Source organism: Rhizobium mesoamericanum STM3625 (assembly GCF_000312665.1).
GTDB lineage: Bacteria > Pseudomonadota > Alphaproteobacteria > Rhizobiales > Rhizobiaceae > Rhizobium > Rhizobium mesoamericanum.
Map to the genome: position 1 here is coordinate 1094315 of NZ_HF536773.1, position 12627 is coordinate 1106941.

15 protein-coding genes are annotated in these 12627 nt (G+C 58.1%); 7 read left to right on the forward strand and 8 right to left on the reverse strand.

The genetic code is table 11. The features are described 5' to 3' along the window. Window positions 1-96 precede the first annotated feature (96 nt). Entirely contained in the window at window positions 97-522 is a 426-nt protein-coding gene (gene soxR / locus BN77_RS25365; RefSeq protein ID WP_341872167.1) for a redox-sensitive transcriptional activator SoxR, read from the forward strand. Window positions 523-670: 148 nt separating this feature from the next. Here soxR and BN77_RS25370 read toward each other — a convergent pair whose 3' ends face one another. The 5 genes from BN77_RS25370 to BN77_RS25390 all read right to left on the reverse strand — a co-directional run bounded on the left by BN77_RS25370 (window position 671) and on the right by BN77_RS25390 (window position 4684). Beyond that, on the reverse strand, window positions 671-1579 hold the full coding sequence (locus tag BN77_RS25370; RefSeq protein WP_007537524.1) for a homocysteine S-methyltransferase family protein: 909 nt from the start codon (window positions 1577-1579) through the stop codon (window positions 671-673). Window positions 1580-1644: 65 nt separating this feature from the next. After that, window positions 1645-2334, reverse strand: a complete 690-nt coding sequence (locus BN77_RS25375; RefSeq protein WP_007537526.1) for an ABC transporter permease — start codon at window positions 2332-2334, stop codon at window positions 1645-1647. A gap of 11 nt (window positions 2335-2345) precedes the next feature. After that, window positions 2346-3071 carry an ABC transporter permease gene (locus BN77_RS25380; protein WP_007537528.1) on the reverse strand — a complete coding sequence of 242 codons (726 nt, stop codon included), beginning with the start codon at window positions 3069-3071 and terminating at the stop codon, window positions 2346-2348. A gap of 12 nt (window positions 3072-3083) precedes the next feature. Beyond that, a complete protein-coding gene (locus BN77_RS25385; protein ID WP_007537530.1) occupies window positions 3084-3857 on the reverse strand; it encodes a transporter substrate-binding domain-containing protein in 774 nt (257 codons plus the stop codon). A 47-nt stretch (window positions 3858-3904) separates the two neighbouring features. Continuing rightward, entirely contained in the window at window positions 3905-4684 is a 780-nt protein-coding gene (locus BN77_RS25390) for an ABC transporter ATP-binding protein (protein WP_007537532.1), read from the reverse strand. A 172-nt stretch (window positions 4685-4856) separates the two neighbouring features. Here BN77_RS25390 and BN77_RS25395 point away from each other — a divergent pair, with 172 nt between their 5' ends. After that, entirely contained in the window at window positions 4857-5345 is a 489-nt protein-coding gene (locus BN77_RS25395; protein ID WP_007537533.1) for an Lrp/AsnC family transcriptional regulator, read from the forward strand. Window positions 5346-5677: 332 nt separating this feature from the next. Here the strand turns inward: BN77_RS25395 and speB are convergent, their stop codons facing one another. The 3 genes from speB to BN77_RS25415 all read right to left on the reverse strand — a co-directional run bounded on the left by speB (window position 5678) and on the right by BN77_RS25415 (window position 7844). Then, window positions 5678-6727, reverse strand: a complete 1050-nt coding sequence (gene speB / locus BN77_RS25405; RefSeq protein WP_007537535.1) for an agmatinase — start codon at window positions 6725-6727, stop codon at window positions 5678-5680. Between the two features lie 82 nt (window positions 6728-6809). Beyond that, window positions 6810-7202, reverse strand: a complete 393-nt coding sequence (locus BN77_RS25410) for a YybH family protein (RefSeq protein WP_007537538.1) — start codon at window positions 7200-7202, stop codon at window positions 6810-6812. Between the two features lie 15 nt (window positions 7203-7217). Then, a complete protein-coding gene (locus BN77_RS25415; protein ID WP_007537540.1) occupies window positions 7218-7844 on the reverse strand; it encodes a TetR/AcrR family transcriptional regulator in 627 nt (208 codons plus the stop codon). Between the two features lie 116 nt (window positions 7845-7960). On the opposite strand from BN77_RS25415, the gene BN77_RS25420 reads away from it, so the two are divergent. From BN77_RS25420 to BN77_RS25440, 5 genes are all read left to right on the forward strand, one after another. Further along, complete coding sequence (locus tag BN77_RS25420; protein ID WP_007537542.1) at window positions 7961-9055, forward strand: polyamine ABC transporter substrate-binding protein; 1095 nt, start codon at window positions 7961-7963, stop codon at window positions 9053-9055. A 73-nt stretch (window positions 9056-9128) separates the two neighbouring features. After that, the gene (locus tag BN77_RS25425; RefSeq protein WP_007537544.1) at window positions 9129-9992 is read left to right on the forward strand and encodes an ABC transporter permease; all 864 of its coding nucleotides are present in this window, start codon (window positions 9129-9131) and stop codon (window positions 9990-9992) included. Further along, window positions 9992-10783, forward strand: coding sequence for an ABC transporter permease (locus tag BN77_RS25430; RefSeq protein WP_007537546.1), 792 nt, complete (start codon window positions 9992-9994; stop codon window positions 10781-10783). Before BN77_RS25425 ends, BN77_RS25430 begins: the two co-directional genes overlap by 1 nt. After that, entirely contained in the window at window positions 10780-11874 is a 1095-nt protein-coding gene (locus BN77_RS35970) for an ABC transporter ATP-binding protein (protein ID WP_007537548.1), read from the forward strand. The genes BN77_RS25430 and BN77_RS35970 overlap by 4 nt, the downstream gene beginning before the upstream one ends. Before the next feature lie 9 nt (window positions 11875-11883). Then, the gene (locus BN77_RS25440; protein WP_007537550.1) at window positions 11884-12618 is read left to right on the forward strand and encodes an MBL fold metallo-hydrolase; all 735 of its coding nucleotides are present in this window, start codon (window positions 11884-11886) and stop codon (window positions 12616-12618) included. Window positions 12619-12627 lie beyond the last annotated feature (9 nt).

The window sequence follows — 12627 nt, forward strand, 5'->3', positions numbered from 1 at the left end:
TGTCACTGCTCCTTCAATCCTCATGGAACAATGGCTACAAGTTCAAGTTAACTTGAAGTCAAGCGGGAATCGTGCTTTCCTCTGCCTATGGATTCGATGTTGACCATCACTGACGTCTCAAGGCGCAGCGGCGTTGCCTCATCGGCCCTGCGTTATTACGAAGAACGAGGGCTGATCACATCGGAGCGGGCTGGCTCAGGACACAGGCGCTATCACCGATCCGTGCTGCGCCGGGTCGCCTTCATCATCTTTGCGCAGCGCGTTGGGCTGACGCTTGAGGAGATCGGTGCCGCGCTCGGCAAGTTGCCGGCCGACCACGTCCCGTCGCGTCAGGATTGGTCGCGATTGTCGGGCGAGTGGGCAAAGCGCATCGATGAGCGTATCGACGAGTTGCAACGTCTGCGCTCCGGGCTGACCGAGTGCATCGGCTGCGGCTGTCTTTCGATGGACCGGTGCATGCTTGCAAACCCTGCCGATGTGGCAGGACGCAAGGGACCGGGGCCACGATATTGGCTCGGATAAATTGGCCCTCGGCGGTTACGCTGTCGATCTCGTGTGAAGGCGCCGCATCGAAAGGCGGCGTCACCGTCCGGCCCGCCTCCTGGCTTCAGTCCTCCGACGCTCGCCATATCGTGGTTAGTATCGCGCAGACCATCGTAAGTGCGTCCTATCAACCCAGCAGTACCTGCCTGAGCCGATGAATATGGCCCGCGCCAACCCCGCAGCAGCCGCCGATCATTGTCGCACCGGCATCTGCCCACGAGCAGGCGAAGCGTGAATAGGTGTCATCATTCAGATCGTTGCGGGTCTTGTGCAGGCCCTCGTTGGCTGCAGAATCGCCTTGCTCGCCCTCGAAGGCGTTGGCATAGACACCAATATCGAGCGTCGCGCGCCTGTTTGAGAACACTCGGGCTGCCAATTCGACCGCCAACTGCATTACTTCCGGCTTGCTGCAATTGAACAGGAGCGCCTTTGCGCCGCTCGAGGCAGCCCAGATCGCCGCGTCCTCGACCAGCTCGCCGGAACGCAGTTTCGGTTCGCCACCGTTTCGCTGTGCCATGTCATCGGCCAGCGTAAACGAGATCCAGAGCGGCTTGGCGGTCGCCGCGGTCGCCGTGCGAACGGCCGCCCCCTCGGCAATCAGGCTGAGAGTTTCGCCGAGCCACACATCCACATAAGGATCGAGATTTTCCACGAGCACCTTCAGGTAGTCCTGCACCTTCAAGGGATCGAAGTTCTGTGGCTCGTAGGAGCCGAAGATCGGCGGCAGCGAACCGGCGACCAGAACCTTCCGCTCCTGGCACGCATCCGCGGCTTCGCGCGCCAGTTGACCCGAGCGCGCGATGAGAGCGGCACCTTCCTTCCAGAAACGTTCCTCGCCGATATGAAAGGGGACCAGTGCGTAGCTGTTGGTCGTGACGACGTCCGAGCCTGCGAGAATAAATTCATCGTGGACCTTGCGAACAATCTCGGGCGAATTGATCAGCGCCAGCGCCGACCATTCCGGCTGCTTCAGTTCTGCGCCGAGACGCACGAGTTCGCGGCTCATGCCGCCGTCGAGAATGTAGAGTTTGCTCATGGGTCTGGTCTCCGAGGATGCGTGGGATCCGCGCCAAGGCGCGACCCCTGCTTCATGCAGTGATGTTAGCGCCGCACCGGTACCTGCGCTTCGAGGAGGCGGAAGGCCCGGGCGATGATGGCGGTGAGAATGAGATAAAAGACGGTAACCACGATCAGCGGCTCATAGACGAGCAGCGTGTCTTGCCGCACCTTGCTGGCCACCGCATAGAGATCCATCACCGTGACCGTGAAAGCCAGCGGTGTTGCTTTCAGCTGCATGACGATTTCGCCGCCGATCGTCGGCAGTGCGATGCGAATGGCGCGCGGCAGCCAGATGCGCCAAATCAGCGTGAAGGGCCGCATCCCGAATGCACGGCCTGCTTCCAACTCGCCCTTTGGCACCGCAAGCAGCGCGCCGCGCAATACTTCCGCCTCATAGGCCGCGTAGTTCAGCGTAAAGCTCACGGCGGCGAAGAAGAACCCCTCACGCAGGATCGGCCAGAACGGGCTTTGGCGGATGCACGGGATCATCGGCAATAGCGAACCAACACCATAATAGAGAAGCCAGAGCTGGATGAGCAGCGGCGTGCCCCGGAAGAAGGTTGCGTAGCCACGAGCAAGATGCTGCACAAGCGGGCTGCCACTGACCTGAGCGAAAGCAAGGCCGATTGCGAGGACGAAACCGAACACGACCGAGATCACCAGCAGCAATACGGTCTGTCCGGCTCCTGCCAATAAAAGTGGCCAGTAGGATGCGATCCATGAGAAGGTCATGCCTTTGTTCCTCAGGCAGGCTTCGGCTGGCCGCGCCGTACGCGGCGCTCGATCAGGCTGAAAACGACGTTGGAGACGAGTGTGAGGGCGAGATAGAGAAAAGCAGACGCAAGAAAGAACACGAAGTAGTGCTTGGTGCTGGCGCCCGCAAGTCGGGTGGAGAGCGCTAGTTCCTGGTATCCGACGACAGCGACCAGCGCGCTGTCCTTGGTGATCGACATCCACAGATTGGCAAGGCCTGGCAATGCGTTCGGCAGTAATGCCGGCAGCACGACACGGCGGAAACGCAGCATCGGCGTCATGCCGAAGGCTTTCGCCGCCTCGATCTGACCGACGGGTATGGCAAGGATGGCGCCGCGCAGCACTTCCGTCGTATAGGCGCCTTGCACGAAGCCGAGTACGGCGACGGCCACGGCAAAGCCGTTCATTTCGATCGCCGGCAGATTGAGTGTGGCCAGGAGCAGGTTGAGACCGTCCATTCCGGCATAGTAAAGACCGACGATCAAAATCAGTTCCGGAATGGCGCGGATGGCTGTCGTATAAAGATCGAGAAGGAGGCGGAGCGGCCTGTTACCGGAAAGCTTGCCAAGAGCGCCTCCCATGCCGAGCACGAGACCGATCAGAAAGGCGCCGGCGGAGATGGCGACCGTAGAAGCGGCCCCCCAAAGCAACACTCCACCCCACCCGGGCGGGTAGGGGGAGAGCAGTTCCAGGATACCTTGTTGGGTGACCGCCATCGTTCGGAACGCTTATTTTGCGCCGTAGATGTCGAAGTCGAAATACTTCTTGGTGATTTGATCATACGTGCCGCTGGCGCGCACAGCAGCGATCGCCGCATTGAGCTTTGCCTTAAGCTCCGTGTCCTCCTTGCGCAGGCCGCCGGACACACCGGCTCCGAGAATTTCCCGGTCGTCGGCGACATCACCCATCTTGGCACAGCAATCCTTGCCGCTGTCGCTCTTCAGGAAGGCATCAAGAGCAAGAGAATCGCCGAAGACATAGTCGATGCGGCCGGAAGCCAGATCCTGGAAGGCCTCGTCGAGCGTCTGGTATGTCTTCTCCTCTGCGACATCGGCGAAATATTTCATGTAGTACTCCGACTGGATGGTGGACACCTGAATGCCGATGGTCTTGCCCTTGACGTCCGCGGCGGTCGCACCTGGCTTCTCGTCCCGGGAGCCAATCAGGGTGCTGGGTGTATTGTAATATTTGTCGGTGAAATCGATCACCTTGGAGCGCTCTGCGGTATTCGACATCGATGACCAGATCACGTCGAACTTCTTGCTCTGAAGGGCCGGAATAAGGCCATCCCAGGAGAGCTCGACGATCGAGCACTTTTCCTTCATCTGCGTGCAGACGGCGTTCATCAGGTCGATTTCCCAGCCTTGCCACTCACCCGAAGCATCCTTGGCAAAAAATGGCGGATAGGATTCGTTCATGACGCCGAAGCGGACTTCGGCGTGAGCCGTAAAGGCGCAAAGAGCAAGCGCGGCGCCGGCAAGAAGTGTCGAGAGCAGTTTCATTCGCGGGATTCCCTGGCTGGTGGTGTCTGTGATGGTTCGGTGCAGGATCAGTGAGCGCGCATACCGGTGAATTCCCGACAGCGACTGCTGAGGGGAGCGTCGAAGACCTGCTCCGGCGGGCCCTCTTCTTCAATCCGTCCCTGATGCAGGAAGAGAACATGGCTGGAGACATCGCGGGCAAAGCGCATCTCATGGGTGACGAGCAGCATGGTCCGGCCTTCCTCGGCGAGATCACGAATGACCTTGAGCACTTCCGCCACGAGTTCCGGGTCGAGGGCGGAGGTCGGCTCGTCGAAGAGCATCACGGCCGGATCGACGCAGAGCGCCCGGGCAATTGCCGCACGCTGCTGCTGCCCCCCTGACAGGAAGGCTGGGTAAGCGTCGCGCTTTTCGTAAAGTCCGACCTTGCTCAGCAGAGCTTCCGCCTTCTCCAGAGCCTCTCGGCGAGGAACGTTCATGACGTGTACCGGGGCCTCAATGATATTCTCGATCACCGTCCGATGAGCCCAGAGATTGAAGTTTTGAAAAACCATGCCAAGGCCGGTGCGCATTCGCTCCACCTGTCGCCAGTTTTTCGGCTGCATCTGTCCGCCGCGAACGGGCTTCAAGGCAATTTCCTCGCCATTCACGACGATGCGTCCCCGATCCGGAATTTCCAGGAGATTGATGCAGCGCAGCAATGTACTTTTGCCAGAGCCCGACGAGCCGATGATCGAAATCACGTCGCCCTTACCGGCTTTCGCCGAAATGCCTCTGAGCACTTCATGTGGGCCGAAGCTCTTGTGCAGATTGTCCTCACGAAGGGCCTGGGATGAGGGTTCAGCCATATCGGTTCCGGTCAAAAACAATTTGCGGAGAATATCGCGAAGACGCGCAGTTTTTGCGCGCAATTTCTGGTCATTTTAGGTAATATATGCAGAAATTCGTTCCTCGTGCATCAAACATGACGGAACGTCCGTCTTGGAGGCAACTAGCCACCCCCGGACCGAAGGAGCGGGAATGGAAAAACTGGATCGTTTCGATCGCGATATTCTCGACATCGTTCAGCGCGACTGTCAGCTTACGGCTGAGACCATCGCCGAACGGGTCGGGCTTTCGACATCGGCTGTGCAAAGGCGGTTAAAACGCCTTCGCGAGGACGGAATTATCAAAACGGAAGTGGCTGTCGTCGACCGTAAGGTCACGGGAACACCGATGGTGTTTATCGTTGGAATGGAGATCGAGCGAGACAACTACGACGCGCTGGCCAAGTTTCGCCTTTGGGCGGAAAAACAGGATCACATCCAACAGGTCTATTACGTTACAGGAGCGGTGGACCTTATCGCCATCATCACCGCGCGTGACGTCGAGCACTATGACGATATCGCGGCTCTGATCATGGCGGAAAACCAACAGATCCGCCGCATGCATACCAATGTGGTATTGCGGGATGTCAAGCTCGGTCTGTTCGTACCCCTGACAAGCGACGATCACGGCCGGGAGGGTTGAAGTCGGCAGTCTTTTGGCGATCGGAGGAATAGCAAATGATGGAGGCAGACCGCCCGCCCGCCTCCATCGAGATACATGTCACCTGCCGAAAAGTGCCGGCAACCCCTTGTCTATTCCCGTTTGTTGCGCTGGACCGCCGGCAGCGAATGCCAAGGCTATCGCACCCTCCTGTGGCCGAAATTGAACATCATCCGCAGCAAACCCCGCATCTGCTCGCGCCAAAACGCGGAAGGGGTCGATGCGGCAATTGTGGTCAGCAGCACTTTCTAGTGTCTTCCCAAACACAGAAACCAGCTACGATCTTTTTTTGGCAACTGTCTATCAAATGACGCCTACTTGTGCCCCGTCACTGCCGGGCTGAAGACCAGAAGACTTAGGATCTCAAACAGCACCTGGGCACCGACCTGTGCGGTGTTGGTGGTGCTATCATATTGCGGCGCCACCTCAACGACATCGCCACCAACAAAGTTGAGCCCCTTCAGCCCGCGCAGGAGTTCCAGCGCCTCACGGGTCGTCAAGCCGCCGATCTCGGGCGTGCCTGTGCCCGGCGCAAAGGCAGGATCCAGGCTGTCGACGTCGAACGAAAGGTAGGTAGGGCCATTGCCGACGATCTGGCGTGCCTTATCGATGATCGCCGGGATGCCCATCCCGTTGATCGTCTCGGCATGGATTACCGTCATGCCGGACTCGTAGGAGAACTCCCAGAGATATTCGGAAGGACCTCTAATTCCGATCTGGATCGTGCGGGTCGGATCAAGAACGCCGTCAAGCACGGCATTGCGCATCGGCCCGCCGTGATGGAATTTCGTCTGGTCAAACGGGCCACCCGTGTCGCAGTGGGCATCGATATGGATCAGGCCGACAGGCTCCTTGGCGCCGACCGCCTTGAGGATCGGATGGGTTATGGAGTGGTCGCCGCCGACAGAGAGCGGAATGACACCTGCGTCTACGATCTGTCGGATTACGGCCTCGATATTGTCGTGGCATTGCTCCAGGCGGTAGCGGCTGGCGAACGGGATGTCGCCGATATCGGCTGCGCGGAGATCGTAAGCTGGCGCGCAGTCGAGCGCATGGTTGTAGGGGCCGATCCTTTCGATACTGCGAACCGCCCTTGGTCCAAACCGCGAACCCGGACGATTGCTGACACCGAGATCCATCGGGATGCCGACCGCCGCAACCTGCAGGTCACCAAAGTCGGGGGCGGCGAAATTGACTTCCTTGTAGGGCAAGCCCGCAAAAGTCGAAATTCCAGAATAGGGCGCAGCGCGCGTGCCGCCCCTGAAGATCTTTTCAGCCACGCGCCGGAAACGCGGATCGAAGAATTCCGCGTTTCCGGCGAACTTCTTGCGCAGTTCCTCCAGGCGCCTTTTCAACTCGACCATTTTCTTGTCCCTTTCAAAATGCTCAACACGATCCCGATAAGCCCGACCCGCTCGCCACAGGCAGCATCCGATTAGACTATTCCTAAGTGCGCTGCGAGAGGTGCTCGTGAATGGCCAGCCACTCGCCGGTTGGCTGCTTCGCGAAAACGATGGTTTCGCGCTCCATGCTCGTCGACACTTCGCCGTCAAAGCTGAGGTCCGTCTCAACGGAATGTGTGAATATGGCAATGGAGCCGGCGATCTGGACGTCTCTGTCGCTCGAGCGGCAGCCGCGAACACGAAAACCGTCGCGCGTCTCCCAAACAGCCCACTGCGCCTCGTATTCGCCACGGCTGGCGAGCCGCCGGTCGAGGTTGTGAAATATGAAGGTGGCCTCCGGCGCAAAAGCAGAGAAATAGCTGTCGCGATCGTGCCTGCCGAAAGCGTCGATGAGGCGGTCTGCCGCGGCAAGCACGGCGTATTGCTGATGTTCCATCCCTTAAGTTCCCAGTTATTGAAGTCTTGGGCTGCTGATCAAGACAGCAAGCGGCCTGTTCTGTCGCCCGACACGCTCCTTGAGTGTCTCAAGTGTCATCGCTTCATCTTTGACGAACTCGAGGAACATCATATTGAGGTTATTAAAGACCATCTGGCCCACCGCGACCGTGTCGATCCCGGGCATGACGGCGCCGCGAAGCTGAAGTTTCTGGACCAGCATCGAAACCTGGTCGCACAGACGGCCGTCGAGTTCGGTGTACCGGCGGCTGAACGGGCTCTCGGGCTGCTGGATTGAGAAAGCCATGGCTGTGCGCCACATCTCCTTGCTGAGATAGACGAGCGAATGGTCGAAGTATTGGTCGATCAGGACCTGAAGCGCGTCGAGCGTTGTGGCAGGAGGGTTTTCGACGATTGACATGCCCGATTCCAGAACCTCCTCGACCTCCATGGAAACCGTGGCGACAAGAATATCTCCCTTATTTTCATAGTAATTGTAGACCGTGCCGACCGACACCTCCGCGCGCTCGGCAATGTCCTCGATCCGCGCGCTGTCATAGCCGACTTCACGAAACAGGCTCGCCGCCGCTTCCAGTATGCGACGATTACGATCGGCTTTCTGCCTAGCACGCAGTCCCGTCATGTCTGCTCTTTCGAATAATGAATGCCCTCAAAAATGATATTGACTTAAAAAATGAACTCATTCAATCTTTTTCATGAAGACGCCGAAACGAGCGTCACTGACCAGAGGGCAACATCATGACCGATCTTATTGCAGGCATATCTGCGCGCAGATTTTTGACATCCGCCGCCACATTGGCTCTTGCAGCGGCATCTGCTGCGCTGAGTTCGGCGCCCGTTCTGGCGCAGGATGAGTTGAACGCACTTGTCTGGTGCGACCACACCGATCCGGCATTGATCGAGCCATTCGAGAAAGCGAACAACGTCAAGGTCAACCTGAAGGAATACGAGGGCACCGGCGCTGGGCTTTCCATCATCGACCAGTCGCGCCCGGGAGACTGGGACGTGCTGGTTATTGACGGCGTCGACGTTCAGCGCGCTGTCGACAAGGAGATCCTTGCGGAGATGCCAGCCGATGCGCTTCCGAACGCGGATATCTTCCCTGAGGTGCGCATGGAGGCCAACAACAGTCGAGATGGCAAGATCTACGCCGTCACCGAGAAATTCGGCTACAATACCGTTTCATACGACAAGACGAAGGTTGATCCTGCCGACATGAAGGACATGTCGAAGCTCTGGTCAGAGAAATACAAGGGTCGTATTGCCGTCTATGACTACTATCTGCCGATGATCGGCTTGACCGGGATCGATCTCGGCAAGGCGACCTCGAGCCTTACGGATGCCGATATGCCGGCTATCAAGGACAAGCTCCTTGCCCTGAAGGCCAACGCCAAGCAGGTCAGCGACGTCGTATCGTCGCAGACGGCGCTTGCGACAGGCGAGGTGGACATAGTTTTCGGCGGCGGGGAGTGGCTGACCGCGGGATTGGTAAAGGACAAGCCCAACCTCGACTGGACCATTCCGGAGCAGGGCGCGGTGCGCTGGGCGCAGTCAATCGGCGTCATGAAAAGTTCGACGAAAAAGGACCTCGCTCTGAAGTTTGTGCAGTATATCGTCAGCCCCGAAGGACAGGCGCGGCTTGCGACCTCTTCCTGCTACTGGGCTATGCCTGCAAACGCCAAGGCAGGCGAGCATCTGACCGCCGAACAGAAGACCGCTCTGCGCTGGAACGAGCAGGCCGATTACCTCAAGCGCACGCAGCTTTATCCGATCCCAAGTGCTGAACTGGACGCAAAGATGCAGGATGCCTGGACAGAGATGCTTCAGAACTGACGCCTTTGCCCTTTCTGCGTCCGATCACCATACCCTCTCCCTGACCCTGGGAGAGGGCACCGGAGGCTTGTCCGTGCCTGCTTATTCTCTTGAAGATGCCGAACGCCGCAAAGCCTGGGGATTTGTCGCCCCGGCTCTCGTCTGGACAATCGTCTTCTTTGTCGCCCCCTTTCTCTTCATGGCGGCAATGAGCCTCTGGACGCAACAAGGCGGATCGATCGTTCACGTCTGGAACTTTGGCAACTACATCGCCTTTTTCGAAAAGGATGCTCTTTTCCGCGGACTGACAAACTCGCTGGAAATTACCGCTATCGTCACCGTCCTCTCGGTCCTTTTTGCCTATCCGCTTGCCTGGATCATTGCCGAGCGGGTGCCACAAAAATACCAGCGAACGACGTTGATCCTTGCAATCCTGCCGTTCTGGACCTCCTACGTCGTACGGTCCTATTCCTGGCTGCTGGTACTGTCGCGCAATGGCGTGATCAATCAGACATTGATCAAAATCGGCGTAATCAGCGAACCGTTGGAACTCGCCAGCAACCGCACGGCAACGGTCATCGGCTTTGTTCATTTCTTCGTCATGCTTTTGACCCTGACAATTTATGCCAATCTCGCGCAGCTCTCGCCAAACTATCGCCGCGCGGCAGCCGACCTCGGTGCGAATGCGTTTCAGACGTTCTGGCATGTCGTTCTGCCGCTGACCATGCCGGGTATCATGACAGGCGCTTTCCTGACCTTCGTGCTTTGCATCGGTGACTACGTCACGCCGCAGATTCTCGGAGGCAACAATGAACTTGTGCTGCCGCAGATCATCATGCTGCAGCTTGGTCGCCGCGCGGATTTCCCGATGGCTGCAACACTCTCGATCGTCCTGATGCTTGTGGTTACCGCCGCTTACGTTGCCTGCGCACGCTGGCTGAAAATCGAGAGAACATAATGACGCGCGACAGGCTCACCAACATTATCTCCGGCATTTACGGCGTCCTGATCTTTGGCTTCATCTTCCTGCCAGTTATTGTCCTCGTACTATTTTCCTTTCAGGATGGGCGCCTGCCGGTGCCACCGTTCAACGGCTTCTCGTTGCAATGGTACGAGGCCGTCTTTGCCGATCGCAAGCTGATGTCGGCGCTGCTGCACTCCTTGCTGGTGGCCACATCATCATCTTTCCTTGCCTGCCTTCTCGGATTTCTGGCCGCTTATGCGCTTGCGCGCTTCAAGCTGCCGGGATCGATCCTTCTACGTGGCTTGCTTATCGCGCCAATGACCGTCAGTTATCTTATTATTGCGCTCGGGCTTTTGACGGCCCTCAATGTCGCTGGCATCGGTCTTTCGCTCTGGACCGTCGGCATCGGTCACGTGGTGATCAATTTGCCGCTCTGCTTTGCGATCATCTATTCGTCGATGGGCGACCACCATATCAACATCGAGCGGGCCGCGCGGGATCTCGGTGCAAGTGACATCAAAGTCATGGCTCTCGTGACCGCGCCTATGCTGCTGCCGTCGCTTTTTGCCTCCTTCTTTTTGTCCATGACGTTCAGCTGGGACGAATTCATAATCGCATTCTTGCTGTCGCGCTTCGACGTGACGCTCCCCGTCGAGATCTGGAGCCTGCTTCGTTCCGGTCTCAATCCAAAGACCAATGCCATCGGATCACTGGTATTTCTCGTTTCGGTGACGTTGCTGGTCGTCTTGGAAGTGTTCCTGTTTGGAAGGACAAAGAAATCATGACCGCGACGGTTTCCATCGAGAACGCGACGAAGACATTCGGCAACTTCACGGCGCTCGACGATGTTTGCCTCGAGATAAATGCTGGCGAATTCATCGTTCTGCTCGGGCCGTCCGGCTGTGGCAAGACGACGCTTTTGTCCATCCTTGGAGGCTTCCTTGTGCCGACCAAAGGGCGGATTGCGATCGGCGGCAAGGAGATGACCAACGTCCCGCCGGCAAAGCGTCCAACAACAACGATGTTTCAGGACTATGCACTCTTCCCACACATGAAGCTCAAGGACAATGTCGGCTTCGGCCTTAGAATGCGCGGTGTCGGCAAGGCGCAGCGCGAGGAGCGCGCGAAGGCCTTCCTCGACCTTGTCGGCCTCAAGTCTTCCGCGGACAAGAAGCCACACGAGCTATCGGGTGGTCAGCGCCAGCGCGTGGCACTCGCCCGCGCCCTGGCTGTCGATCCCGACGTGCTTTTGCTCGACGAACCGCTCGGCGCACTCGACCTCAAGCTTCGCCGGCAGATGCAGGACGAATTGAAGGCGATCCAAAAACGCGTCGGCACAACTTTCATTCACGTCACCCATGATCAGGAAGAGGCAATGGCCATCGGCGACCGGATCGTCGTCATGAACCAGGGCAAGATCGAAGACTTTGGACCACCTTCTGAAATTTACATGCGCCCGCGCTCGCTTTTTGCAGCTGGCTTCATGGGTGAAGTGAACTTCGTTCCTGGCACGATCAGCGATGTTGATAGCAGCCACGCCATCGTCGAAACGCGGCTGGGCAAGGTCTCGTTGCCGAAAGCCTGTTTCACAGCGGGCACGCCGTCCGCCGGCCAGCCGACGACACTTTGCATCAGGCCGGAACATTTCCGCCGGGCTGGCGAAGGGGATGTCGCTGTCACAGCGCTCGGCCAGGCCACCGTTGCCAGCAGCGCCTTCTTCGGCACGCACTATCGGTGCCATCTGGCGCCCGCCAGCGCTCCGGAAACGAGCATCATCGCACACATGCCGCAATCGGCGGCCGTGATGGAGGGCCAGGCAGTCAACATTGCCGTCAATGTTGGCGATATCGTAGCCTTGCCGTCGAAACAGGCATAGGCTGAGACGATGCAGCGTGTCGACCCGGACAAATGGTACCAAGTGAAACGGCTGGCGGATGACGTCACCCTCATTTCTGAGCCGTTCATCCAGGAATTTTACCGATGCAACATCTGGCACGTGCGCGGGCGCGATCGCGACATGCTTGTCGACAGCGGCATGGGCGTTGTTTCGTTGCGCGAATGGGTACCGCTTGTCACTGAGCGCGATCTGATCGCAGTCGCAAGTCACACCCATTTCGACCATATTGGTTGCCATCACGAGTTCGAATGCCGGGCGGTCCATTCAGCCGAATCCGATCTGCTTGCCAATCCGACGCGGGCGAACACGCTTGCCGACCCCTACGTCACCGATGACATCTTCGAGGCGCTACCGCCCGAGCCTTATTGCTCGAAATGCTACGGCGTGAAGAAGGCACCGGCCACGCGTATCCTGGAGGACGGTGACGTTATCGATCTCGGTGACCGTACCTTCGAGGTGATCCATACGCCCGGCCACTCGCCTGGCGGTATTGCTCTTTGGGAAGCAAGGACGGAAACGCTCATTTCTGGTGATCTTCTCTATGATGGACCACTGATTGAAGACGCTTATCATTCCAACGAGGACGATTACCTCGCCTCGATGGAGCGCCTTTTGACCATTCCGGCCCGCGTCGTGCATGGCGGGCATTTTCCAAGCTTCTCTGGCGAGCGATACCGCCAGTTGATCACGGACTGGCTGGACAAAAAACACAAGAAAATCTGACGGGAGTAA